General features: G+C 70.1%; 27 protein-coding genes. 21 read left to right on the top strand and 6 right to left on the bottom strand.

Annotated elements, in window-relative coordinates; genetic code table 11:
- Positions 1–53: 53 nt before the first annotated feature.
- The 4 genes from OHO83_RS18930 (at position 54) to OHO83_RS18915 (ending at position 3,920) form a co-directional block, all read left to right on the top strand.
- Positions 54–1,106: a sugar kinase gene (locus OHO83_RS18930; RefSeq protein ID WP_266673660.1), complete on the top strand. Its 1,053-nt coding sequence runs from the start codon at positions 54–56 to the stop codon at positions 1,104–1,106.
- Positions 1,103–1,915, top strand: a complete 813-nt coding sequence (locus tag OHO83_RS18925; protein ID WP_266673662.1) for an IclR family transcriptional regulator — start codon at positions 1,103–1,105, stop codon at positions 1,913–1,915. Before OHO83_RS18930 ends, OHO83_RS18925 begins: the two co-directional genes overlap by 4 nt.
- Positions 1,912–2,322 carry a RidA family protein gene (locus OHO83_RS18920; RefSeq protein WP_127831394.1) on the top strand — a complete coding sequence of 137 codons (411 nt, stop codon included), beginning with the start codon at positions 1,912–1,914 and terminating at the stop codon, positions 2,320–2,322. The genes OHO83_RS18925 and OHO83_RS18920 overlap by 4 nt, the downstream gene beginning before the upstream one ends.
- 116 nt (positions 2,323–2,438) lie before the next feature.
- The gene (locus tag OHO83_RS18915) at positions 2,439–3,920 is read left to right on the top strand and encodes a GntP family permease (RefSeq protein ID WP_329434145.1); all 1,482 of its coding nucleotides are present in this window, start codon (positions 2,439–2,441) and stop codon (positions 3,918–3,920) included.
- 94 nt (positions 3,921–4,014) lie between these two features.
- Here the strand turns inward: OHO83_RS18915 and OHO83_RS18910 are convergent, their stop codons facing one another.
- Positions 4,015–4,392: a hypothetical protein gene (locus OHO83_RS18910; RefSeq protein ID WP_330279642.1), complete on the bottom strand. Its 378-nt coding sequence runs from the start codon at positions 4,390–4,392 to the stop codon at positions 4,015–4,017.
- Between the two features lie 95 nt (positions 4,393–4,487).
- On the opposite strand from OHO83_RS18910, the gene OHO83_RS18905 reads away from it, so the two are divergent.
- The 3 genes from OHO83_RS18905 to OHO83_RS18895 all read left to right on the top strand — a co-directional run bounded on the left by OHO83_RS18905 (position 4,488) and on the right by OHO83_RS18895 (position 7,159).
- Positions 4,488–5,765: an MFS transporter gene (locus tag OHO83_RS18905; RefSeq protein WP_330279641.1), complete on the top strand. Its 1,278-nt coding sequence runs from the start codon at positions 4,488–4,490 to the stop codon at positions 5,763–5,765.
- Between the two features lie 39 nt (positions 5,766–5,804).
- Complete coding sequence (locus tag OHO83_RS18900; RefSeq protein ID WP_266673671.1) at positions 5,805–6,311, top strand: hypothetical protein; 507 nt, start codon at positions 5,805–5,807, stop codon at positions 6,309–6,311.
- A 140-nt stretch (positions 6,312–6,451) separates the two neighbouring features.
- On the top strand, positions 6,452–7,159 hold the full coding sequence (locus OHO83_RS18895) for a hypothetical protein (protein ID WP_266673673.1): 708 nt from the start codon (positions 6,452–6,454) through the stop codon (positions 7,157–7,159).
- A gap of 223 nt (positions 7,160–7,382) precedes the next feature.
- On the opposite strand, the gene OHO83_RS18890 is transcribed toward OHO83_RS18895, so the two are convergent.
- Together OHO83_RS18890 and OHO83_RS18885 are read right to left on the bottom strand one after the other, a co-directional pair.
- On the bottom strand, positions 7,383–7,574 hold the full coding sequence (locus OHO83_RS18890; RefSeq protein WP_116510519.1) for a hypothetical protein: 192 nt from the start codon (positions 7,572–7,574) through the stop codon (positions 7,383–7,385).
- An 11-nt stretch (positions 7,575–7,585) separates the two neighbouring features.
- The gene (locus OHO83_RS18885) at positions 7,586–8,437 is read right to left on the bottom strand and encodes a helix-turn-helix domain-containing protein (RefSeq protein WP_330279640.1); all 852 of its coding nucleotides are present in this window, start codon (positions 8,435–8,437) and stop codon (positions 7,586–7,588) included.
- Positions 8,438–8,678: 241 nt separating this feature from the next.
- Here OHO83_RS18885 and OHO83_RS18880 point away from each other — a divergent pair, with 241 nt between their 5' ends.
- Positions 8,679–9,173, top strand: a complete 495-nt coding sequence (locus OHO83_RS18880; RefSeq protein WP_330279639.1) for an ATP-binding protein — start codon at positions 8,679–8,681, stop codon at positions 9,171–9,173.
- 65 nt (positions 9,174–9,238) lie between these two features.
- Complete coding sequence (locus OHO83_RS18875) at positions 9,239–9,697, top strand: VOC family protein (protein WP_266673680.1); 459 nt, start codon at positions 9,239–9,241, stop codon at positions 9,695–9,697.
- 40 nt (positions 9,698–9,737) lie between these two features.
- On the opposite strand, the gene OHO83_RS18870 is transcribed toward OHO83_RS18875, so the two are convergent.
- On the bottom strand, positions 9,738–10,289 hold the full coding sequence (locus OHO83_RS18870) for a hypothetical protein (RefSeq protein WP_330279638.1): 552 nt from the start codon (positions 10,287–10,289) through the stop codon (positions 9,738–9,740).
- Between the two features lie 463 nt (positions 10,290–10,752).
- A complete protein-coding gene (locus OHO83_RS18865; protein WP_330279637.1) occupies positions 10,753–11,760 on the bottom strand; it encodes a chitinase in 1,008 nt (335 codons plus the stop codon).
- 178 nt (positions 11,761–11,938) lie between these two features.
- Between OHO83_RS18865 and OHO83_RS18860 the strand changes: the two genes are divergently transcribed.
- The 12 genes from OHO83_RS18860 (at position 11,939) to OHO83_RS18805 (ending at position 22,460) form a co-directional block, all read left to right on the top strand.
- The gene (locus OHO83_RS18860; RefSeq protein WP_405635433.1) at positions 11,939–12,982 is read left to right on the top strand and encodes a hypothetical protein; all 1,044 of its coding nucleotides are present in this window, start codon (positions 11,939–11,941) and stop codon (positions 12,980–12,982) included.
- Positions 12,983–13,084: 102 nt separating this feature from the next.
- Positions 13,085–13,795 (top strand): Flp pilus assembly protein CpaB, encoded by a 711-nt coding sequence (cpaB, locus tag OHO83_RS18855; RefSeq protein ID WP_100598201.1) that lies wholly within the window; start codon positions 13,085–13,087, stop codon positions 13,793–13,795.
- 91 nt (positions 13,796–13,886) lie between these two features.
- Positions 13,887–15,482 carry an AAA family ATPase gene (locus tag OHO83_RS18850; protein ID WP_266673688.1) on the top strand — a complete coding sequence of 532 codons (1,596 nt, stop codon included), beginning with the start codon at positions 13,887–13,889 and terminating at the stop codon, positions 15,480–15,482.
- Positions 15,483–15,547: 65 nt separating this feature from the next.
- Positions 15,548–15,955 carry a TadE/TadG family type IV pilus assembly protein gene (locus OHO83_RS18845; RefSeq protein WP_329437750.1) on the top strand — a complete coding sequence of 136 codons (408 nt, stop codon included), beginning with the start codon at positions 15,548–15,550 and terminating at the stop codon, positions 15,953–15,955.
- A gap of 8 nt (positions 15,956–15,963) precedes the next feature.
- A complete protein-coding gene (locus OHO83_RS18840; RefSeq protein WP_266673690.1) occupies positions 15,964–17,301 on the top strand; it encodes a CpaF family protein in 1,338 nt (445 codons plus the stop codon).
- 34 nt (positions 17,302–17,335) lie between these two features.
- Positions 17,336–18,286 carry a type II secretion system F family protein gene (locus OHO83_RS18835; RefSeq protein WP_266673692.1) on the top strand — a complete coding sequence of 317 codons (951 nt, stop codon included), beginning with the start codon at positions 17,336–17,338 and terminating at the stop codon, positions 18,284–18,286.
- Between the two features lie 42 nt (positions 18,287–18,328).
- The gene (locus tag OHO83_RS18830; RefSeq protein ID WP_266673694.1) at positions 18,329–19,231 is read left to right on the top strand and encodes a DUF5936 domain-containing protein; all 903 of its coding nucleotides are present in this window, start codon (positions 18,329–18,331) and stop codon (positions 19,229–19,231) included.
- A gap of 129 nt (positions 19,232–19,360) precedes the next feature.
- Positions 19,361–20,185, top strand: a complete 825-nt coding sequence (locus OHO83_RS18825) for a hypothetical protein (protein ID WP_266673696.1) — start codon at positions 19,361–19,363, stop codon at positions 20,183–20,185.
- 177 nt (positions 20,186–20,362) lie between these two features.
- Positions 20,363–20,554 carry a hypothetical protein gene (locus OHO83_RS18820; protein ID WP_376227698.1) on the top strand — a complete coding sequence of 64 codons (192 nt, stop codon included), beginning with the start codon at positions 20,363–20,365 and terminating at the stop codon, positions 20,552–20,554.
- On the top strand, positions 20,551–21,162 hold the full coding sequence (locus tag OHO83_RS18815; protein ID WP_323186914.1) for a pilus assembly protein TadG-related protein: 612 nt from the start codon (positions 20,551–20,553) through the stop codon (positions 21,160–21,162). Before OHO83_RS18820 ends, OHO83_RS18815 begins: the two co-directional genes overlap by 4 nt.
- Positions 21,163–21,187: 25 nt before the next feature.
- Entirely contained in the window at positions 21,188–21,763 is a 576-nt protein-coding gene (locus OHO83_RS18810) for a hypothetical protein (RefSeq protein WP_266673698.1), read from the top strand.
- A 4-nt stretch (positions 21,764–21,767) separates the two neighbouring features.
- Positions 21,768–22,460, top strand: a complete 693-nt coding sequence (locus OHO83_RS18805) for an OmpA family protein (RefSeq protein WP_266673700.1) — start codon at positions 21,768–21,770, stop codon at positions 22,458–22,460.
- A 20-nt stretch (positions 22,461–22,480) separates the two neighbouring features.
- On the opposite strand, the gene OHO83_RS18800 is transcribed toward OHO83_RS18805, so the two are convergent.
- Complete coding sequence (locus OHO83_RS18800) at positions 22,481–23,800, bottom strand: cytochrome P450 (RefSeq protein ID WP_266673702.1); 1,320 nt, start codon at positions 23,798–23,800, stop codon at positions 22,481–22,483.
- Positions 23,801–23,884: the final 84 nt, after the last annotated feature.

The following is a 23,884-nucleotide window of genomic DNA, read 5'->3' as shown; positions in this document are numbered from 1 at the left end:
GCCGTTGATCCCCCTCGGCATGAGCCCAGAACCCACGAGGAGCCCGAACCACCGTGACCGCCACCGGACCCGCCGCCCCCGCGCACCACGCACCCGTGGATGTCGTCACGCTCGGCGAGTCCATGGTCACCTTCGTGCCCTCCGTACCCGGGCGCCTCGCCGACGTACCGTCCTTCGACCGCGGCATCGGCGGAGCCGAGTCCAACGTGGCGTGCGTGCTCGCCGCCGCCGGACACACCGTCCGCTGGGTCAGCCGCGTCGGCGCCGACGGCTTCGGCGACCACCTGGTCGACGCGATCGGCGCCTACGGCGTCGACACCTCCGCCGTACGCCGCGACGCCGCCCGCCCCACCGGCATCTACTTCCGCACGGCCGGCGACCGCGCCACCGACGCCCACGAGGTCGCCTACTACCGCGCCGGATCCGCCGCCTCCGCGATGACCAGCCAGAACATGGACCTGGCCGCGATCCGCTCCGGCCGCGTCCTGCACCTGTCCGGGATCACGCCCGCGCTCTCCGCCGGCTGCCTCGACCTAACCGCCGACCTCACCGCCCGCACCCCCGCCGGCCGGCCCCTCGTCTCCTTCGACGTCAACCACCGCCCCGGCTTGTGGCCCCGCCCCGACGACGCCCGCGTCCTGCTCGACCTGGCCCGCGGCGCCGACCTCGTCTTCGTCGGCGAGGACGAGGCCGAGGACGCCTGGGGCATCACCGGCGGCCCCGACGCCATCCGCGCCGCCCTCCCCGAACCCGCGACGCTCGTCGTCAAGCGCGGCGCCGACGGGGCGGTCGCCTACGACGAACATGGCGTACGCCACACCGAGCCCGCCCCCCGCGTGGACGTCGTCGCGGCGGTCGGCGCCGGTGACGCCTTCGCCGCCGGCTACCTCTCCGGCGCCCTGCGCGGCCTGCCCGTACCCGCCCGGCTGCGCCACGGCCACCTCATGGCCGCCGCCGCCCTCACCACCCCCGGCGACCTCGCCGCGCCCCCGAGCCGCGCCCACGCCGACCGCCTCGCCGACCTCGACGACGCCTCCTGGGGCACACTGCACCTCGGCCCCGGCTGGACCGCCGACGGGGCCGTGGAGGAGGTACGTACGCCATGAGCCAGACAGTCGACCGAGCGCTGAGCATCCTGCCGCTGCTCGCCGAGGGCCCCGCCGACCTGGGCCAGGTCGCCGACCGCCTCGGCGTCCACAAGTCCACGGCCCTGCGCCTGCTGCGGACCCTCCACGAACACGGCCTGGTCTACCGTCAGTCCGACCAGCGCTACCGCCTCGGCGCGCGCCTGTTCGCCCTCGCCCAGGAAGCCGTCGAGAACCTCGACATCCGTGAGATCGCCCACCCCCACCTCACCGCGCTCAACGAGAAGTGCGGCCACACGGTCCACCTCGCCGTGTACGAGGAGAACGAGGTCCTCTACATCGACAAGGTGGAGAGCCGCTACCCGGTCCGCATGTACTCGCGCATCGGCAAGCCGGTGGCCATCACGGTCGCCGCCGTCGCCAAGCTCCTCCTCGCCGACCTCTCCGAAGCCGAGCGCCGCGCCATCGCCGAGAAGCTCGACTACCCCACGTACACGGCCCGTTCGACCCCGAACGCCGGCGCCTTCCTCAAGGAACTCGCCGTCGTCCGCGAACAGGGCTGGGCCACCGACCTCGGCGGCCACGAGGAGTCCATCAACTGCGTCGGAGCGCCCATCCGGGGTGCGGACGGCCGCGTCGTCGCCGCCATGTCGGTCTCCGCACCGAACGTGGTCGTCACGGCCGAGGAACTCCTCACCCTGCTCCCGCTGGTCCGCCGCACGGCCGACGCGATCAGCCGGGAGTACTCCGGAGCCGTACCCGGCTCCAAAGAGGCCACCACCAAGGCCGCCAGCAAAGAAGCCCCCACCAAGGAAGCCACCTCACGATGACCGAGAAGACCGCGCTCACCCCCGCCACGCACACGACCCCGCCCGCGAAGTTCTCGCACGGCGTCAAGAAGGGCAACATCCTTCAGGTCGCGGGCCAGGTCGGCTTCCTGCCGGCCGTGGAGGGCCAGGCCCCCACCCCCGCGGGCCCGACCCTGCGCGAGCAGACCCTCCAGACCTTCGCCAACGTCAAGGCGATCCTCGAAGAGGGCGGCGCCACCTGGGACGACGTCATGATGATGCGCGTCTACCTCACCGACGTCGACCACTTCGCCGAGATGAACGCGATCTACAACGCGTACTTCGAGGAGCAGGGCCTCAAGGCCCCGGCGTCCGCCCGCACCACCGTCTACGTCGGTCTCCCCAAGGGTCTCCTCATCGAGATCGACGCGCTCGCCGTCCTGGGCTGACGCCCTCGCAACACCCGTAGCCCCGTACGTCATCACGGTGCGGCGCCGATCCCCGAGGCGCCGCACCGCGATCCCCCCTGCCCTGAAAGCCGCATGGAATTACGAGGTCCCCCCTCATGTCCCTCCTGCCTCTCGCCGCGACCGCCCCCGCCCCCGCGCCACCTCATACCGGCGGTCTCCTGACGATCATCGGCGGCACCGCGGGCCTGCTCACCTGCGCCGCGCTCGGCATCGCCCTTCTGCTCTTCCTGATCATCAAGGTCAGGCTCCAGCCCTTCCTGGCCCTTCTGACGGTCTCCATAGCCGTCGGCCTCGCGGCCGGCCTCTCCGTCACCGAGCTCTTCGGCACCGTCCAGAAGTCCGACGCCGTCTCCCTCATCGAGTCCGGCATGGGCGGCACCCTCGGCCATGTGGCGATCATCATCGGACTCGGCACCATGCTCGGCGCGGTGCTCGAAGTCTCCGGCGGCGCCGAGGTGTTGGCGTCCCGCCTCCTGAACCTCTTCGGCGAGAAGCGCGCCCCCCTCGCCATGGGCCTGACCGGCCTCATCTTCGGCATCCCGGTCTTCTTCGACGTCGGCATCTTCGTCCTCGCGCCGATCGTCTACGCGGCCGCCAAGCGCGGCGGCAAGTCGATCGTCCTCTACGCCATGCCGCTGCTCGCCGGCCTGTCGATGACCCACGCGTTCCTGCCGCCGCACCCCGGCCCCGTCGCGGCCGCCGGACTGCTCCACGTCCAGCTCGGCTGGGTCATCCTCATGGGCATCATCTGCGGCATCCCCGCCGTGCTCGCCGCCTGGGTCTGGTCCGCGTGGATCGGCAAGCGCATCTTCGTGCCCGTCCCGCAGGACATGGTCGAGGCCGCCGACGAGGCCAAGGCCGCGCTTGTCGAGGAGCAGCAAAAGGCCGGCGTGAAGCCGACCGAGAAGCCGGTCCCGCTCGGCACCATCCTCGCGATCATCGGCACCCCGCTCGTCCTGATCCTCCTGGCCACGTTCTCCTCGATCGCCCTCGACCCCTCCACGGTCCGCTCGGTCATCGAGTTCTTCGGCCACCCCTTCGTCGCCCTGACGATCGCCCTGCTCCTCGCCTACTACCTGCTCGGCATCCGCCGCGGCTGGTCCCGCAAGTCCCTGGAGACGGTGTCCACGGCGTCCCTGAAGCCGGTCGGCAACATCCTCCTGGTGGTCGGCGCGGGCGGCATCTTCGGCGCGGTCCTCAAGGGCAGCGGCGTCGCCCAGGCCCTCTCCGACACGTTCAACGACGTGGGCCTGCCCGTCATCGTCCTCGCCTACCTGATCTCCCTGGTCCTGCGCGTCGCCCAGGGCTCGGCCACGGTCGCGATCGTCACGACGGCCGGCATCGTGGCCCCGCTGCTCTCGGAGGGCCACTACTCCCAGCCGTTCACGGCCCTGGTCATCATGGCCATCTCGGCGGGCTCCATCTTCGCCTCGCACGTCAACGACGGCGGCTTCTGGATGGTGTCGAAGTACTTCGGCATCACGGAGCGGGACACCCTCAAGACGTGGACGGTCCTGGAGTCGGTGCTGTCGGTGGCGGGCTTCGCTGTGGCGGCGGTGATCAGCCTCTTCGTCTAGGACGAGAGACTGCGCGCCTTCGCCCAGGACGCGGGCCGCGCACCGACTGCCGAGGCGTCGGGCCGACGGAGCACTCCTCCGCCGGCCCGACGCCTCACCGCTTGAGGCCCGCGAGCCCGGAACAGTCGTAACCCCCCGAGGGATCAGGCGCGTACACCCAGGAGAGCGCCACGACCTGGACGCACAGCAGCAACAGACCGAGAACCGCGCACACCACGACCGGCCACGCACCCCCACGCCGCCGGATCCCGCCCGCACACGTCACCAGCGCGGCCACACTGCACAGGGGCCCCGCCCACGCGGTCACGTACATCCGCGCCGAGGGCCCCAGGTGCCTGCAGCGCTGGAACGTGTCCCCGTCGAAGGACACATGCGCGGCAAGCAGCGCCGCCGACACGACGGTCAGCGCGACGGCGGCGGCAAGAAGACCGTCGCGACGGGGGGACGGGGTGGTGAGGTTCATCGTCGCCATCCATACCAGTCAACTATCCATTTGTTCTCCGTGCTTCGCTTCGGCACCCTTGCCCCGGACTCACAGCCATGGGGCAGACACACAGGGGGCGCGCGGTGACGACCGGCAGACGCGAGACAGCGGTGGACGGGCTCACCCGGGCGGACGATTCCCCGAGCCTGTGGCGCACCCCGGCCTTCCGCTCCCTGTTCGGCGCGAGCGTGCTGAGCCAGATCGGCACGAACGTCAGTTACGTCGCCGTACCGCTCCTCGCCGTCACCGAACTCCATGCGAGCCCCGCCCAGATCGGCGCCCTCGCCACCCTCAGCACGCTGGCGTTCCTGCTGATCGGACTCCCGGCCGGGGCCTGGGTCGACCGGATGCGCCAACGCCGCGTCCTGATCGTCTCGGACCTCGTACGCGGCCTGCTCTTCGCCTCCGTCCCGCTCGCCTGGTGGCTCGACACCCTCACCCTCGGGCAGCTCTACGCGGTCGTCCTGCTCAACGGCTGCGCCACCGTCTTCTTCGACGTCGGCTCGCACAGCGTGGTGCCCCAACTGGTCGGCAAGGACCACCTCGTCCAGGCCAACGCCGCCTTCGTCACCCTCGAAGGCCTCACCGGAATCGGCGGTCGGAGTGCCGGCGGCGGCCTCGTCCAACTGCTCACCGCACCACTGGCCCTGGCGGCCGCGGCGGCGAGCTATCTCGCCTCGGCCCTGGGCCTGACCTCGATCGGCCGCGACCCCGGCCCGTCCACGCCCGGTACACGCGTCCGGCTGCCCGCCCAGATCGCCCAGGGCCTGCGCCATGTCGTCGGCAACAGCGAACTGCGCGCCCTCGCGCTCAACGGCTCGCTGATCAACCTCGGCTCCACGGTCATCAACACGATGCTGCCCCTCCTCTTCGTACGCCGACTCGGCCTCCCGGCAGGCGCGCTCGGCCTCTTCTGGGCGGCGGGCGGCGCCGGAGTCCTCCTCGGCGCCTGCTGCGCCCGCCCGGTCGCCGCCCGCCTCGGCCTCGGCCGGACCCTCGGCTCGGCGGGCCTGTGGCTGGCGCCGGCGGGCCTGCTCGTGCCGCTCGTCGACCGGGGGCCGTGGCTGCTCGTGGCGGGCGCGGGCTGGTTCATCTCGGCCGTGCGTACGGGCATGACCAACGTCCTCGGCGTGAGCCTGCGCCAGCGCATGACCGAAGACGGCCTGCTCGGCCGCATGAACGCCACTTTCCGCTTCATGTTCATGGGGGCACTCGCGATCGGCTCGGCCCTCTCCGGCGTCCTCACGGAACTGACGTCGCTGCGCACGACACTCTGGGCGGGCGGCGCGTGCCTCGCGCTGGCTTTCCTGCCGGTCCACTTCTCCCCGGTGCGGCGACGCGCGGATCTTCCGCAGGACTGAGGGTCCCGCCCCACAGGCTCGTCCGCCATACTTCGCTCCGTGGAGCAGCGCATAGACACTCAGAAGGTCACGCCCGTAGACGCCGCCGGAGCCGACCCGGCCTCCGTCCCCGGCCTCACGCCCCCGCGCCAGGTCCCGGAGACGGAGGACAAGGCTCCGTCCCTGGAGAAGACGGAGCCGGCGGAACCGGCGGAGGAGCTGGACACGGAGCCGGAACCGGAGCCTGCCGAGGACGCGGCCGACACCCCGGCCGACGCCCCGTCCGCCGACACGGCCGGCCCGGACTTCACCGCCTCCGACCGCCGCGGCTCGATCACCGCGGACGCGACCGGCGTACGCCTCCGACTCGACGACCAGGAAGCCGAGTTCCACTGGGACGAGATCGGCGCGGTCGAGGTCGGCACCTCCCGGCGCCGCCTCACCGTCACGGTCCACACCCCGGACAGCCGCTGGTACCCGAACGACGTGGAGGCCCCGAACAAGGCGCGCGCCCAGGAGTGGGCGGACGAACTCGACAAGGTCCTGGACGCGTACTTCGAGGACTGACCGGGTTCTGGTTGAACGGGATGCCGGGCGGACGAGTCCGGGCGACCGCCTCGTAGTGTGCCGGCCGGTCACCCGCAACTCGGTTTCGTACACGGCGCGTTCGACGGCGGCCGGGGCGGCGCGAGCTAGGCTCCCACTCCATGCCGAACATACGTGCATCGCAGCGTGACGCCGACCGGTTGTGGGCGGTCTTCGGGGCTGCCCTCGGGGCCACGTTCGTCGTGTGGATGGTGTCCTGGCTCGTCACCGGGATCTCCGAGCAGGACGAGCGATGCGCCCAGGGGATGCTCGGCCCGGGTGGCAATTTCCGGCTGGAGGAGAGCAGCTTCCCGCCCGACGTGAGCTGCGTGTACGAGGACGGCACGACCTTCTCCAGCGCGGGCGCACTCGTCTGGATCTTCTGGGCGGCAGTCGTGGTCCTGACCGTGTCGGGTCTGGGCGCACTCGCCCTGGAACTCGCCGGCGTCCGCGGCGCGAAGGCGGCGTCCCGCCTGAGCAAGCTGGCGGTCACCGGCGCCGCAGCACTCGCCGCGGTCTACGCTCTCGCGTTCCTCGTCACGGGCTCCCCGAAGAGCGATCCCCTCCAGACCTGCTCGGCGTTCACCACGGGCATCTACGAACGGGCACAGTCGGTCCACCGCACCCCGTTCCCCGCGCAGACGACGTGCGTCTACGCGGACGGCAGGAGGTACGACCTGGTCCCGGGTTGGATGGGGACCCTGGAATGGACGCTGCTGGCCGCGACGTTCGTGTGCGCGGCGGGGGCGGTACGTGCGGGCCGCTACGCGGACGGGGACGCGGGCGCGGGCGCCACTCCGCGAGTGACGGAGCCGGATCAGAGCAGGTGATCGGCTTCGCCGGCCTTGATACCGAGGAGCACCCCCGTCGGGGTCCGTGCCGAGACGGAAGCAGGGGTTTCCCTCGCCGCGGCACGGGTCTTCCCAGGTGATGGTCGTCGGCACGCTGGCTGTTCCTGGAGGGGATTGGCGGATTTGGGCCAGGGGACCAGCGCGTATGCCTTGCGGTGTCGGCGGGCGGGTGACCCAGATCCGCCATTCGCCGCCTGTGACGTCAGAGCAGGTGGTCCGCCTTGCCTGCCTTGATGTCCAGGATCATTGCGCGGAGCGCCTCGCGGGAGTCGGTGAGATACGTTTCTTCGTCCCCGGCGACGGTGATGTAGGCGTTGCCGTCGGGGTCGGTGCCGAGGCGGAAGCAGTTGGCGCCCTCGCCGCAGAAGGGGTCTTCCCAGGTGATCGTCGGCACGGTGACTTCTCCTAGAGGTCGTCGGCGAGCGTTCGGATGAGATCACGGGACGCCTCGGGCGGCAAAGCCACCGCCTCCATCGCACGGAAATGAGCCCGGTACTTGTGCAACTGCGTCGCGGAGTCGATGAATTCCGGGCCATGGGTGGCATCGAGCTCGACGGTGTCCAGATCGGCCACCCGCCCCTCGGCGTAGACGACCGACTGCCCTGCTCCCGGGAAACCACCGGCCTTGAACGGCACCACCCGCACAGCCACGTCGCGGCGTTCACTCGCGGCCAGGATGCGCTCCAGCTGAAGCCTGGCGACCCTGGGGCCTCCGAACTGCATGCGGAGGGCCGCCTCGTGCACGGTGAGTTCGAGTAGAGGCGGATCCACTCTGTCCAGGACTTGCTGGCGCTCCATTCGGTGGGCGACCCGTACGTCGATGTCGTGCTCGGACAGGCGTGGAACGACGTGCTCGAAGACGGCCCGCGCGTGCTCCTCGGTCTGGATCAGCCCCGGCAGGTGAACGGTGACAGCGATGCGAAGCTTGCGTGCGTGCCACTCCAACTCCGCGATGTCCAGGAAAGTGGCCGGGAGTTGGGACCGGTAGGCCTCCCACCACCCTTTGACGCGCTCGCCCGCCATGTCCGCGAGTGCGTCCACGAGTCCCTGGTTCGCGCAGCCGTAGTTGGCCGCGAGTGTGCGGACGCGCTCCGGGCTGATGCCGGACCGCCCGGACTCCATGTTGGGAACGTTGGTGCGGGGGACGCCGAGAAGGCCGGCGGCGAACTCAGTAGTCATCCCGGCGGCGGCCCGCATCTTGCGCAACTCCGCTCCTAGGCGCCGCTGACGTTCGGTCGGTGTGCTTCTCGGCGGCATGAGACCTCCAGTGACGGCGATGGGGACAGTCTGCCTCGGGACTCGGACGGGTGAATCCCCCTTGACCTGTAGTACGCGTACTCCACTCGTCCGCTACATTCGGTAACGCACAAGCTACACAAAGCAGTTGGCAGTGCATCGCGCGAGCCTGCCCGCACGCTTCCTCCCTGGAAGGGTCGGGTTCGCGTCAGGGAGACGAGCCACCGACTGCCGCCCACTCCACCCCACAAGGGAGTTCGCCATGCCGGTCACCCTCTCCGCCTGCCCCACGCACGCGGAGCGCACGGCCCCCACGCCCGAAAACCTCACCTACAGCCTCACGCTCCCGTCCACCCTCACGTCACCCGCGATGGCCCGTGCCGCGACCCGCACGATGCTCGCGGCGCACGGCCTGCGCGACATCCTGGACGCGGCGCTCCTGGCAATCGCCGAAATGGCTGCCACAGCCTGCCAATTCACCGCCTCGCCCGAGATCTACGTATCGCTGCGCTATCGCGAGGACGCGTTGCGTCTGATCACGTACGACAGCCACCCGTGCCACGAGAACGTGCGGGTCGCCGCGGCCTGCGAGGCCCGACGCCGGGCGGCGCTGCGTCTGCTGGCCCGCGTCACCCGTACTTGTGGGGGTGACTGGGGATTCGGCCCGGCCCGCGAGCCGGGAGGCGGTACGCGCATGTGGGCGACGCTGCCGCGCACGAGCACGGTGAATGCGTACGGTGCCGCGGGCGGCTCTTGACCTCAAGCGAGGTTCAGCTTCTACGTTCATGGTGACCGCAGAAGCCGACCGAGGAGGCAGTTCCCATGCCCACGAGCCCCGTTCCCGAGGCCTACCGCAACGCCGTGGTCGCCCACATCATGATCGACGGCGCCGCTGCCGCGATCGACTTCTACGCCGAAGCGTTCGGAGCTGTAGAGCTGTTCCGTATCGACGGCCCGGACGGTCGAGTCGTGCATGCGGAGGTCGGCGTCGCAGGGTCGACGATCATGCTGGGTGACGCGGAGGGGCCGTTGTTCCGCGCACCGACCGCCGCCGGCGGAACCACCGTGGGGCTGCACGTCTTCGTCGACGACGTCGATGCGCTCGCACGGCGGGCCGTGGCGGCCGGTGCGAAGCTGCTGCAGTCGCCGGCCGACCAGTTCCACGGCGACCGCACAGCCATACTGCGAGACCCCTTCGGGCACGTCTGGGTCTTCCTCACGCATCTGGAGGACCTGACCCCGGACGAGATCACGCGCCGAGCCCGGGATCTCTTCCGCTGACTGCGGCCCGGGCAGAGGGAGTGCGGCGGGCCGGGCGCTGTCAGCTCGGGATGAACATCTGGGCGGCGTGCCAGGAAAGGACGCCCTGTACGCCATGGGTGGTGATGGTCAGGTCCATGCTCCCGTCCCACCGGTGCCCGCCCGCGTAACTGCCCTCAAGATGATTGAGGCTGACCGTCTCGATCTTCTTGGTGGGCGTGCAGTACATGTCCCGGCGCAAGGCCTTCGCACCGACAGCATGGACGGTGAACTTGCCCGAACCGGCGCAGGCGAAGGTCAGTGAGTACGTACGGCCTTCGATCATCGTGGCTTTCTCGGGGGTCTGGTCGAGATCGCGGATACGGATGGTGGCGTGGCCGCCGTTGCGCAGGCCGAGCTGGTGAGCGCCGGAGACTCCGTCACCGTTGCGCTGGTTGAAGGTGGCGGTGCCGCCCTCATGCGTGACGGCGGCATGGGCGGCCGCGGCCCACAGCTTGAAGGCGGCCGGCGACGCGGCCCGAGCCTCGCGAGCGCCGCTCGGCCCAAGAACACCCCACAGCCCGGCCCCGACAACGACGGCCCCCACCACAACCCCGCCGACAACTTTCTTCACAACGAACCCTCCCACCCCAGTGCGCCTACGTGACACGCACCCGTGCCGCGATTCTGCCGGAACGGGGCCGGCTACCGACCGCCGCTCCGCCAGGCACTACGCGGCCACGCCATCGGGTCACGCCAGGAGCCGGCCATGGCCGGCTGCTCCTGGTACGACCGGTCGCCCTGGGCTTTCGTCGGCGCTTCGCAGGCCGTGTTGTCTCGGTAGGAACTCTGGTCGGGTACATCGCTCCGGGGCACGGCGACGGTCGTCGAGTCGTTCTTCTTCGTGCCGTCGAGAAGGCTCGTCTTGGGGTGGAAGGGGTTCTGTCGGTCCGAAAAGCAGTCGGAGTAAATACGGCGACCCGCTCCCGGCACACGGCAGCGCCGCCGGGGGAGCGGCGGCGCTGCGGATTTTGAGGGGGGATTACGGGCGTCGAGGGGAAGGGGGGCAGGGGCGGGGGCAGGGGTGGGGGTCGGAGTCAGAGGCTGTGTACGTGGGGGCCCACCGTCGATGACCAGCCGTTGCCCGTCGACGCGTCCCAGTTCGTCGACCATGTCATCGCGCCGCGCAGGCCCGGGTACGTCTTCGACGGTTTGAAGGAGCCGCAGTTCGTGCCCTTGGTCAGGCAGTCCAGGGCCGCGTTGACCACGGACGGGGACACGTAGCCGCTGCCCGCCGCGCTCGTGGAGGCCGGGACACCCAGGCCTACCTGGGACGGGGCCAGGCCGCCCTCCAGCTGGATGCAGGCGAGCGCGGTCAGGAAGTCGACCGAACCCTGGCTGTAGACCTTGCCGTCGCAGCCGAGCATCGAACCGCTGTTGTAGTACTGCATGTTGACGACCGTGAGAATGTCCTTCACGGCGAGTGCGGTCTTGAAGTACTCGTTCGACGTCGACTGCATGTCTATCGTCTGCGGCGCCATCGTCAGGACGAAGTCCGAACCCGCCTTTGCGGCAATGGATTTCAGCGCCTGCGACATGTATGTCGAATTCAGGCCGTTCTCGAGGTCGATGTCGACACCGTTGAAGCCGTATTCCTGCATCAGCGAGGAGACCGAGTTCGCGAAGTTCGTCGCGGACGTCGAGTCATTGATGGAGACCGTGCCGTTCTGGCCGCCTATCGAGATGACGACCGACTTGCCGGCCGCCTGCTTCGCCTTGATGTCCGCCTTGAACGCGGCCTCCGTATAGCCGCCGAGACCCGCCGAGTCGAGCGTGAAGTCGACCGCGCCCGGTGTCGTCGTCGCGTCGGCGAACGCCACCGCGATGATGTCGTAGTCGCCGGGTACGTCGCTGAGCTTCTGGACCGTCGCGCCATTGTCGAAGTTCTGCCAGTAGCCGGTGACGGCGTGGGCCGGGGGCGCCGCGGCCGCCCCGGCGGGGTCCGCGGTGGCCGTCGCCGTGCCGGTCAGGGCCAGGGCCAGAGTGGTCAGCGCCGCCGCCAGGAATGAACGCTTCCGCGCGGGTTCTGTCGTCGCACGTGCCATTGCTGCCTCCGGTTCAGATGTGGGGGGAGGGGCAGTTGTTGGTTCTATAAACTGGTCCAGACCATTTGGGTTGTCAAGACCTCTGGAATTACTGGTTCCTGGCCGAGCCGCGCCGGTCGCCCGGGCAACCTCCCGGTGAACACCGGGAAGTTGGGTGTTGAGTGGGCAATGCGCGGATATGGTGCTGAGACAGGAGTGCACAGAGACCGGGGGGTGTGCGAGCGTGCCGACCGCGATAGCAGTGACCAGCCCTGACCTGGTCCTCGCCGCGGCCGACCGGCATACGCCGTCCGCCGCCGTGCTCCACTCCGCCGAGGACAGGGGCGGCAGGGCGGAGTCGTACGACCTCGACCGCGCGATCGTCGAGATGCACACCCTGATCGAACACCACGGCTATGTGATCGCCCTGTGCCCGGCTTCCGTACCGGACCTGGTCGTTCACCGGCTGCACGCTGTGCGTTCCGTGCTGGAAAGCGACCGGATCGCCATCCTGCGGCCGGAGCTCCCGCCGCTCGGGCTCGCCGTGCTCGTGCTCCAGCTGCGGCAGTTGACCATGTGCGACTTCAGCCCGGGCGTGCTCGCCTCCGCCGCGCGGCTCCTCGCCCACTACATCTACGCGGGGGCCGTGCTCGGCTCCGTCGCCCGGCTCGACCGCGTCCCCGTCAGCCTCACCTCGCACGCCAAGTCGTGGATGCCGGGCGCCCAGTTCGCCGTACTCGCCACCCCGCAGCCCGAACTCGTACGGCTCACCGGACCGGAGCCGCCCCGGCTGAGCGGACCCGCCTTCGGTACCCGTATGTACTACGCCGCCGGGCAGCAGCCCACCGACTGGATCACCGGCACGCTGGCGCCCGCCTGGCAGGTGCAGGGCGCCGTCGAGACCAGGCTGCCCGCCGAATCCGGGCGCTGGTGGGCCACCGGGAAGCCCGGAAACCCCGGAAGGCTGGCCGAGTTCGCGGCCGCCATCCCCGACATCTCCGTGCTCTACCAGCTCGTCTCGTCCGTCCGGCGCGAGGCGTGCCACTGGTGCGGACTCGAACTCATCGGTGACCGCTGCGGCTTCTGCGCCGCGCCGCTCGCCGATCCGCCCGCCCCGGCCGCGAAACCACCGGGCGGACGCGGCAGCGCCCTCGCACCCGCCACCGGCCTCGCTGCCGCTGCCGCACTGGCCCCCGTCACCGGCCCGGCCCGCGCCGCCCTGCCACCCGCCGCCCGCCCTTGACTCCTTGATCCGCAACGAGATCCACCACCAGATCCGCATCCAGATCCACAACGCGTTCCCCACCGAGATCCCCGACGAGATCCCCACGAGGTAGTCCGGTCCATGAACTCACGTCAGCGTCGCGGCGTCATCCTGCTGGTCATCTCGGCCCTGTGCGCCGTCGGCGCCTTCGCCGGGGTGCTCTCGGTGATCCGCGACGTGAACTCGAAGGTGGGCCCGGAAGTCGCGGCGTACCGGCTGAAGGACGATGTCGCGCCCTACAAGGAGCTGACCGCCGACCGGTTCGAGAAGGTCGAGATGCCCGAGCGGTGGCTGTCGAAGACCGCCGTGACCAGCCTCAGTCAGATCCGCGGCAAGATCGCCGTCACGACGCTGAAGAAGGGCTCCCTGCTCCAGACCGACATGATCGTCGCCCGGCCCCAGCTCAGGGACGGACAGCAGGAGATCGCCATCATGATCGACGCCGAGACCGGGGTCGCCGGGAAGATCACGCCCGGGTCGAAGGTCAACATCTACGCCACCTTCAAGGCCGCCAACGAGAAGGCCAAGGACCAGTCCAAGGTCATCGTCGAGAACGCGGAGGTCATGGACGTCGGCAAGCTCACGCCCATCGACGAGCAGGGCGGCGACAACGGCCGGCGCCGCCAGGGCGAGGCGGTGCCGATCACCTTCGCCCTCGATCCCGCCGACGCGCAGCGCGTCGCGTACGCGGAGTCGTTCGCGACCCACGTCCGGCTCGCCCTCGTCGCCGCCGGCAGCGACGCGGCCGTCCCGCCGGGCGACCGTTCGTACACCCTCGACGAGGACAAGTAGGCCGGCGACAAGCAGAGCAGTGACAAGCAGTCCAGCGACAAGTAGACCGGCAAAGCCGACAAATAGACTCAGAGAGGAGGCGAGCCGCACTGTGAGCATCCGTATTCTTCCCGCGGTGGGAGACCTGGACGCCGCCCGGTCCCTGGTCACGCTGCTCGGGCAGCTGCCCGATGCCGAGCCCGCGCCGCCCGTCGCCGACTCCACCGCTCTCCTCGACACCCTCGCCCGGCTCGCCGCCGAGTCGCTCGACGAGCTGCCCGAGGTCGTCCTCGTCCACGAGCGGATCGGGCCCGTCCCCGCCCTGGAACTGATCCGGGACCTCGTCCTGCGCTTCCCGGCCGTCGGCGTCGTCCTCGCCACCGCCGACACCAGCCCCGCGCTGCTCACCGCCGCGATGGACTCGGGCGCGCGCGGCATCGTCGGGTTCCCCCTCGGGTACGACGCGCTCGCCGAGCGCGTGCAGGCCGCCGCGTCCTGGTCTGGCGGCATGCGCAGACACCTCGGCACCGGCGGCGAGCTGGCGATCACTGCCGGCGCGTCCGGCGGCCGCGTCGTCACCGTCACCGGCGCTAAGGGCGGCGTCGGCGCCACCGTCACCGCCGTCCAACTCGCCCTCGCCGCACAGGCGTCGGGCCGCTCGGTCGCGCTCCTCGACCTCGACCTGCAGTCCGGTGACGTCGCGTCGTACCTCGACGTCCAGTTCCGCCGCTCGGTCGCCGACCTCGCCGCCATCCACGACATCACCCCGCGCGTCCTCCAGGACGCCGTCTTCACCCACGAGACCGGCCTCGGCCTCCTGCTCGCGCCGTCCGACGGCGAGCGCGGCGAGGAGGTCACCGACCGCGTGGCCCGCCAGGTCGTGCAGGCGCTGCGCAGCCGCTACGACCTCGTGGTCATCGACTGCGGTACGCAGATGGGGTCCGCGAACGCGGCGGCCGTCGAACTCGCCGACCAGGCAATCCTGCTGGTGACGCCCGACGTCGTCGCCGTACGCGCCGCGAAGCGCATGATCCGTATGTGGGACCGCCTCCAGATCCGCAAGGCCGAGGAGACCGTCACCGTCATCAACCGCCACGCGCGCGGATCCGAGATCACCGCGTCGCTCGTGGAGCGTGTGACGGGCACCCGGGTCGCGCGTGCCAGCGTGCCCGCCGGGTTCAAGGAGCTTCAGGGCGCGGTCGACGCGGGCCGTATGCAGGACCTCGACAGTCGGTCGACGGTGAAGCAGGCGCTGTGGGGGCTCGCGGGCGAGCTCGGCCTGGTCGACGCCGCCGCGCAGGAACCCGGCCGCCGCGCCCGCCGCCGCGGCGGCGACAAGGGTGCGGTCACCCTGGAGTTCGCGGGCATGTTCCCGCTGCTGCTCGTGGTGATGGGCCTGCTGTGGCAGTGCGTTCTGTACGGGTACACGTACTCGCTCGCCGGGAACGCGGCTGACGAGGCGGCCAGGGCCGCGACCTCCGCCGAGGCCGGGAGCGGCGACACGGCGGGCGCGTGCCAGACCGCGGGCGAGAAGAACCTGCCCGGCGCGTGGCAGGGCGCCGCCATCACCTGCGGGCCCGACGGATCGGTGATGAAGGCGACCGTGCGGCTGGAGGTGCCGGTGTTCTTCCCCGGGATCGACGCCGGGTGGACCGTCAAGGGTGAGGCGGGCGCCGCGAGGGAGGACGACCAGGGGGTCACGCCGTGACGCGCCGGCTCCTGGGCGCCGAGGGACGTCTCCGGCGCGGGCACGGGCGGCGGGCTCGGACGGGAATCGACGGCGCCCGGCGCCCGCGCACGGAGAACGGCCCCCGCCGCAGCCTGCGCACCGACGACCGAGGCGTCTCCATCCTCGAGTTCGCCGGGTTCCTGCCCTTCCTCCTCCTCATCGGCATGGCGGCCATCCAGCTCGGCCTCGTCGGCTACAGCGCGAACCAGGCCGGTTCCGGCGCCCGGGCCGCCGCCCGCGTGCAGTCGCAGGGCGGCGACGGCACCGGCGCCGGGCAGGCCGCGATGAGCGGCTGGCTCGACGCGGACGTCGACGCCGGAGGCGGAGGCGGCGACACGACCACCGCCACCGTCACCGTGCACGTCCCGGTCCTCGTCCCGTTCCTGGACGACCGGTGGGACGTACGGCGCACCGCCACCATGCCGAACGACCGTGACCCGGAAGGGGGTTGAGCCGACACATGAGCCTGCGATCAAGGGTGACGGTCCGCGAGGAGCCCGGTCCTTCCCGCGACGACGGCCTCGTCGCCGTCTACCGCGCGAAGCTCCTGGAGGAGATCGACCTGGCCGAGATGTCGTCCCTCGCGGCGGCCGACCGGCGGGTCCGTCTCGAACGCGTCCTCGGCCACATCATCAGCCGCGAGGGCCCGGTCCTCTCCTCCTCCGAACGCAGCCAGCTGGTCCGCCGCGTCGTCGACGAGGCGCTCGGGCTCGGCGTGCTGGAACCCCTTCTCGCCGACGCGTCCATCACCGAGATCATGGTCAACGGCCCGGACGCGATCTTCGTGGAACGTGCCGGGCGCGTGGAGCAGCTCCCTCTGCGCTTCGCCTCGCAGGAACAGCTCATGCAGACCATCGAGCGCATCGTCTCCACGGTGAACCGGCGCGTCGACGAGTCGAACCCGATGGTCGACGCCCGCCTGCCCACCGGCGAGCGCGTCAACGTGATCATCCCGCCGCTGTCCCTCACCGGCGCCACCCTCACGATCCGCCGCTTCCCGCGCGCCTACACCCTGCCCGAGCTGATCGGCCTCGGCTCGCTCGACGAGCAGATGCTGATGCTGCTGTCCGCGTTCGTCCGCGCCCGCTTCAACGTCATCGTGAGCGGCGGTACGGGCTCCGGGAAGACCACCCTCCTCAACGCGCTCTCCGGCCTCATCCCGCCCCACGAGCGCATCATCACCATCGAGGACTCGGCGGAGCTCCAGCTCCAGCAGGACCATGTGATCCGCCTCGAATCGCGGCCCCCGAACGTCGAGGGCAAGGGCCAGATCACCATCCGCGACCTGGTCCGCAACTCCCTGCGCATGCGCCCCGACCGCATCATCGTCGGCGAGGTCCGGGGCGGCGAGACCCTCGACATGCTGCAGGCCATGTCGACCGGCCACGACGGCTCGCTCGCCACCGTCCACGCGAACGCCGCCGAGGACGCCCTCATGCGCCTGCAGACCCTCGGGTCCATGTCCGAGGTGCAGATCCCGTTCGAGGCGCTCAAGGACCAGATCAACTCGGCTGTCGACGTCCTCGTCCAGCTCACCCGGCACGCCGACGGCTCGCGCAAGGTCACCGAGATCGCCCTGCTGGTCTCGCACGGCCGCGAGCAGTTCAGGATCTCGACGGTCTCCCGCTTCGTGCCGCACCCGCTCGGCCACGACCACCGCGTGCGCGGCAGCTTCGAGCATCTGCCGCTGCCGCGCCGCGTGGCCGAGCGCCTGTACGTCGCGAACGAGCCGATCCCGCCGGCGTTCGGCGTGCTGGACGGCATCGACGGACGCAACACGAGGGAGGCCATCGGATGAGGACCGAGCGACCCGCCGTCGAGGGTGGCGGTTCATGAGCGACCCCGCCCTCATCGCCCTCGGCGCCACCATCCTGACCTGCGCGCTCGCCGTCGCCGGCGTCCATGCGTACGCGTCGGGGCGCGCGCAGCGACAGGCCCTCGTCGACCGGCTCGACGGCCTCTCGGGCGCCGGGCCGTACAGCGGCGCCTCCGGTCGCGTACGCCGCTTCGCCACCGTCGACCGCAGGCTGCGTCGCACCCGGCTCGGCCGCGCCATCCATCTGCGCCTGTCCGCGACGGGGCTGGACCTGACCGCGGGGGAGTTCTTCACGTACGTACTCGCCGTGGTCGTCGCCCTCTGGCTGATCGCGTCAGCTGCCCTCGCGCCCTTCTTCGGGCCGATCGCGGGGCTGGTCGGCGTGTGGAGCGCGGTCATCTTCCTCAACTGGCAGCGGCAGAAACGCATCGAGGCGTTCATCAACCAACTCCCGGACGTGGCCCGCCTTCTGGCCAACGCCACTGCCGCCGGGCTCGCCCTGCGTACGTCCCTCGCGATGGCCGCGGAGGAGCTGGAGGCGCCCGCGGGCGAGGAGCTGTCCATGGTCGCCGACCAGCTCGCGCTCGGCCGGACCATCGACGACACCCTCGGCGAGCTCGCCGAACGCCTCCCCTCCCGCGAACTCGTCGTCCTGGTCACGACGCTCGTCCTCGCCAACAAGGCGGGCGGCTCGGTCGTGTCGTCCCTGCGGAACCTCACCCAGACCCTGGAGGACCGCAAGGAGACCCGGCGCGAGATCCGCACGATGCTCTCCGAGGTCAACGCGACCGCGTTCACCGTGCCGCTCCTCGGCCTCGGCTCGCTGCTCCTGATCAACTCGTCGAACGAGGGCGCGCTGGCCAGAGTGACGGGATCGCCGGTCGGCCAGGCGCTGATCCTCGTCTCGCTCGGCCTGTACGGGATCGGGTTCTTCGTGATCCGCCGGCTCGGGAAGATCGAGGTCTGACATGGGCGTCCGTCATCCGGCCGACGCCGAGCGAGGCAGGTCATGAGCACGGGTCTGATCGGGCTGCTGCTCGCCCTCGCGATGGGCCTCGCCGTCCTCGGGATCTTCCTGGGCATCCGCATGTACCGCGCCGAGGCCAAGCTTCCCGGCGACCTGGCCATCGCCCTCGAGGTCGGCGCCACGCGCGTGTCCGCCGCCGGATCCGCGGTCGACCGACTCGGTATGCGCTTCGCCCCCCTCGTCCTCCGGGCCATGGGTCCCCGACGCGTCACCTCGAAACGCCGCAGGATCGACATGGCGGGGAACCCGGGCGGCCTCACCATCGACCGTTACGCCGCCCGCCGCGCGGTCTACGGGATCTTCGGCGTCGTCCTCGGCCTGGTCTTCCTCACCAACGGCCAGACGCTGTTCGCCGCCCTCACCCTCGCGTTCGGCCTCCTCGCCGCGGACGGTCTGATCTGGCAGGCCACACGCGAGCGCAAAGAGGTCATCGACCGTACGCTCCCCGACTTCCTCGACGTACTCGCCGTCGTCGTCAGCGCCGGCCTGGGCTTCCGGCAGGCGCTCGACCGGGTTGCCGAGAAGTACGAGGGGCCGTGGGCCGACGAGTTGCGCATTACGCTCCGGCAAATGGACATGGGCGTCAGCCGGCGCCAGGCGTTCGACGAGCTGCGCCGGCGCAACGCTTCCGAACAGGTCGCCCAGTTCGTCTCCGCGCTCCAGCAGGGCGAGGAACTCGGCTCGCCCATCGCCGAGACCCTCATCCAGATCGCCACGGACATGCGGCGCACAGACGCCCAGAACTCCCGCCGCCGGGCCGCGAAGACGATTCCGAAGGCCACGATGGTCACCCTCGTCTTCATGCTCCCGGCCACGATGATCCTGATCGCGACGGGCATGTTCCTGGGCTCAGGGTCCAACTTCGGTTCGATTCTGGGACGTTGAGGGACTGCGGTGTGAGGCATCGTCTGGTTAGAGTGGGGTGAGCGATTAGTTGGCAGTTGCGAATTCGGCAACTGCGGCGACTTCTGACGGGGGGGATCGCATGTCGTGCGGAGCGGCTTGGGCCGACCGATGAGGAAGAGGCCTGTGTCGGCGGCGGGCGCCTGCCTGGCACTGACCGCGCTCACTGCCTGCGGGCGCTTCGAATCCCGCCCGGAGCCGCCGGGTGCGGCGATCCCGGCCGACGTGCCGTCCAAGCCGACGTACACCACGGCGAAGGCGGTCGTACGGGCGTTGGACCGGGCGGGAATCGACTGCCAGACCCTGCGCGCCCGGGACTACGACGGCAGCTCCACGGCGGACTGCGTCGCTACGGTCGACGGGGTGAGGGTCGAGAACGAGATCTCCGTCTTCGACCCCGACGTCGTGTCGAAGTCGGAGATCGGTACGTCGATCGAGTCCCGGCGCACGGGCGCGTACGCGCAGACGCTGGTCGCGGCCGGGAACTGGTACATCCGCGTCATGGACCCGCCGTCCGCCCCGGCGATCGCGAAGGCCCTGCACGCGGTGGTCCTGGACGCGAAGGGCAAGGGGACGAAGACGGCCGAGTACCCGCTCCCGGACATCCCTTCCACCCCCACCTACAAGAAGGCCGACGACCTGGCGGACGACCTGGCCGCGTCGGTGGGCTGTTTCCAGCGGGAGACGACCAGCACCGGAAGCATCAAGTGCGAGACCGGAAAGCTGGGTTCGGGCTCCACCGACTGCGCGGTCCTGACCCTGCACCCGACCCACGCCCGCCGTGACGCCGCGCTGCGTGAGGCGATCAAGTACCGGGGCGTCCCCGCCGAGCTGGTCACCGCGGGGAACTGGACCGTCAACCTCTGCGACACCACCCTCGGCGCGAAGGCCGCCCGCGACCTGGGTGGGGTCGTGGTGGCGTACGACGGGCGGTGAAGGGCATGACAGGAAGCGACCAACTTCCGGTCAAGCGTGCACCGTTAATGCGCGAAACGCGGCACAGAGGGTTGCAGTTCCCGTACGTTGCGTATGGTGCCCGGGAGGTTCGGGGCGGCGAAGTCGTGCGGGAGCGAAGGGGAAACCGTGCTGAAGGAACGCGTACTCGGGGTGTGGGTGAAGTGGACCGTGACGGTGGGGGACCGCGTCCGCGGGCGGGAACGGGATTCCGGGGCGGGGTTCGTGGAGTATGCGGGGCTGATGATTCTGATTGCGGGGATCTATACGTTGATCGATCAGCTCGGTTTGAACGGTCGGATCTCCCAGGCCATCGGCAACGCGGTCGACGACGTCATCGGCGGAGGTTGATCGCTCGTCGGCTGCGGAGCGATTCAGGGCAGACACTCCCGATCTATATATGGCTGACGGGGATTCTGCTCTTCGCTGCGTTCGCTTTCTTCGCCTTCGCTCAGGCTGCATCCGCTCGCAACGGAGCCCAGTCGGCCGCTGATGCGGCTGCTTTGGCTGCGGCGCAGGACAGCCGGGAGGAGTTGATCGACGGCCTCGGGCTGGGCATAAGCGACGGGGACGGCTGGCTCGACTGGTTGGCCGGCGAGGGATTCACCGGAGATGGCGCCCAGATGGCTGCCGAGCAGCTGGCGGCGGAGAACGATTCCACAGTGCTGGGGGCTGTCCAACCCAAGACCGTCAACGGGTATCCGGGCTACAAGGTGGAGATTCGGACTCAGTACACAGTGGGCGAATCCATCATTCCAGGGACCGAGTCCAAGCATGCCAACGCGGAGGCCACAGCGGTCATCGAGCCACGTTGTGAGGCCGATCCCGACTCAGACCCGAAGAAGGACGTGGCCTTCCACTGCGACGGCGGTGAGGACTTCGAGATCGACCCGGGCGACTTCACTCCGGGCGATCTCCCTGATGCATCCGTCCTGTTCTCCGTGCACTTGGCCGACTGATGAGCGAACGACGAGAGGGAACGCAATGAAGGGCCGAAAGGTACTGACCGCGGTAGCGATCACGGCTGGGCTGGTCCTCTCTGCGGCCGGTTGTGGCGGGGGTGATGACGGAAATTCCGGTAAGGGGACCTCATCGTCGGCACCTGCTAAGCAGGACGGCGGCGAGAAGCAGGAAGGCGATTCGCCGACGACGCCGACAGACAAGACTCTCGCCGAGGTGAAGAGCAACGGCATTACTCTCACCGTTACCCAGGCATCACGTGACGGAGGCGGCTTCGTCACAGTCAGCGGCAAGGTGACGAACGGCACCGACGGACGCTGGATCGGTGCTGAGTGGATCAGCGACGAGACGGAACTCAAGAAGAACGGCGGGTCCTTGGCCGGAGCGAGTCTCGTCGATGAGGTGGGCAAGAAGAAGTACCTCATCCTCCGTGACACCTCCGGGCGTTGCCTCTGCACGAAATTCCAAGGGGGAGTACCGCAAGGCGGCACCATCGACTGGTTCGCCCAGTTCCCCGCGCCTCCCGAAGGCACCACGAAGGTTCAGCTCCAAGTGCCGACGATGCCCCCCGCCCCCGTAGAAATCTCCGAGGGCGAGTGACCCCATGCCCCTCACCCATCGCCTCGCCGCCCTCACCACCGTCGCCCTGATCACCCTCGGCGGAAGCCTCGGTGGCAGTGCCTGCGCCGATGATCCGGAGCCGTCAGGCGCTCCTCCGGGGAGTACGACCACCTCGCCGCCGCCGGACGTCGACGCCAACAGTCCGGGGCTGAAGCTCGCCGACGGCGCCACGCTCGCGCCGGCCCAGGTGCTCGACATCAAGTCCGTCGTCGAGGACCTGTCCGGCGACGAGCGGCGCGAGGACACCAATCAGGACGTGAAGTTCGCGCTCCAGGCGGAGGTGCTGTTCCAGAAGGACAGTTCCAAGCTGCATCCGGACGCCAAGTCCCGGATCCAGGCCATCGCCGACGAGATCAAGGCGCAGAAGGCCACGAACGTCCGCGTCTTCGGCTTCACGGACGACCTCGGGTCGTACGCCCACGGGCTGACGCTCTCGAAGAAGCGCGCGGAGGCCGTGCACGACGAACTGGCGGCATCCCTCGGTTCGCAGGACCAGGACATCACGTTCGCGGTGCGCGGCTACAGCGAGGACTACCCGATCGCCGACAACAACAGTGAAGAGGGCCGCAAGAAGAACCGCCGGGTGGAGGTGTCGTTCCCGAGGGGGGCGGCCACCGACTCGGGCGGCTCGGATGATTCGGGCGGCTCGGACGGTTCGGCCGATACGGGCCAGTAATACCCCTGGCGAGGCGGGCGTCAGCCGAGCCGGACCGGCAGCGAGTCCACCCCGTACACGATCGACAGCTTGCGGAACTCCAGGTCCCGGGGCTCGACGGCGAGCTTCAACTCCGGGAAGCGGCGGACCAGCTGGGGGAAGGCCGCGCGGAGTTCCATCTTGCCGAGTTCCGCGCCGATGCAGCGGTGGATGCCGTAGCCGAACGCGAGGTGGGAGCCGGTCACCTGGCGGGACGGGTCGAAACGGTCCATGTCCTCGCCGAGGCGTGCGTCGCGGTCGGCGGCGCTGAGGGAGACGAGGACAATGTCCCCGCCGGATATCTGGACCCCGCCTATCTCGACGTCCTCGCGCGCGAAGCGCGGGAACGCGGTCTGGACGACGGTCAGATGGCGCAGCAACTCGTCGACGAAGGGCGCGGCGACGGCCTCCGGGTCCTCCGCGTCGCGCAGCGCGGTGAAGTGCTCGGGGTTCTGGAGCAGGATGAGCGTGCCGAGCGCCAGCATGCTCGCGGTGGTCTCCAGGCCGCCGGTGAGGACGCCGTCGGCGAGGCCTGTGAGCTCCTCGTCCGTGATGGAGTCGCCGTATTCGCGTACGAGCATGCCGAGGAGGCCGTCGCCCGGGTTGCGGCGCTGCTCGGCGACGATCCCGCGCAGGTAGTCGAGGGACTGCGACACGGCGCTGAACGACGCGCCCGCGCCGCCGAACACGTCGAAGCGGGCCACGGAGAACTGCTGGAAGTCGTCCCGGTCCTCATAGGGGACGCCGAGCAGTTCGCAGATCACCAGCGCGGGCACCGGCATCGCGAAGTGCTCGACGAGGTCCACGGGACCGTCGCCGTCCGCCGCCTTCGCGAGGTCGGCGAGGCGCTCCTCGACGATGGCGTGGATCCGGGGCGTGAGCCGGGAGAGCCGGCGCATCGTGAACTCCGGCGTCAGCATCTTCCGCAGTCGGGTGTGGTCCGGCGGGTCGGTGAAGCCGAGTCCGCCCGGGTTCTGGTCGTCGGTGACACCGGTGTTGCCGACCAGGTTGCGGAAGTCGTTGCTGAAGGCGGACCCGTGGCCCAGTACCGCCTTCGCCTCGTCGTAGCCGGTGACCAGCCAGACCGTCATGCCGGGGATGGGCAGCCTGCTGACGGGCTCCCGGTCGCGGAGCTCGCCGATCTCGGCCACCGGGTCGAGGCCCTCGCGGCGCAGCGGAAGGAGCGCCGCGTCGGGCAGCTTCGAGAGGACGGAGAGGTCGAGGCCGCCCTTCTTCCGGAGCCGGGCGAAGTAGAGGCGGGTGAGCCAGGCCGCTATCGCTGAACGGGCAGAACGAACGGAGCGGAGGGAACGATCGGACATGTGCTCGCATTTCGGCGCGGGACGGACGGTGCCGTTACCTGTGTCGGGCAGCGGTGCCCGGAGCGGATCCGCCCAGGGTACGTG

The organism is Streptomyces sp. NBC_00569, from assembly GCF_036345255.1.
In the GTDB taxonomy this organism is placed as follows: Bacteria; Actinomycetota; Actinomycetes; order Streptomycetales; family Streptomycetaceae; genus Streptomyces.
This window is presented reverse-complemented; position numbering and strand designations above follow the sequence as displayed.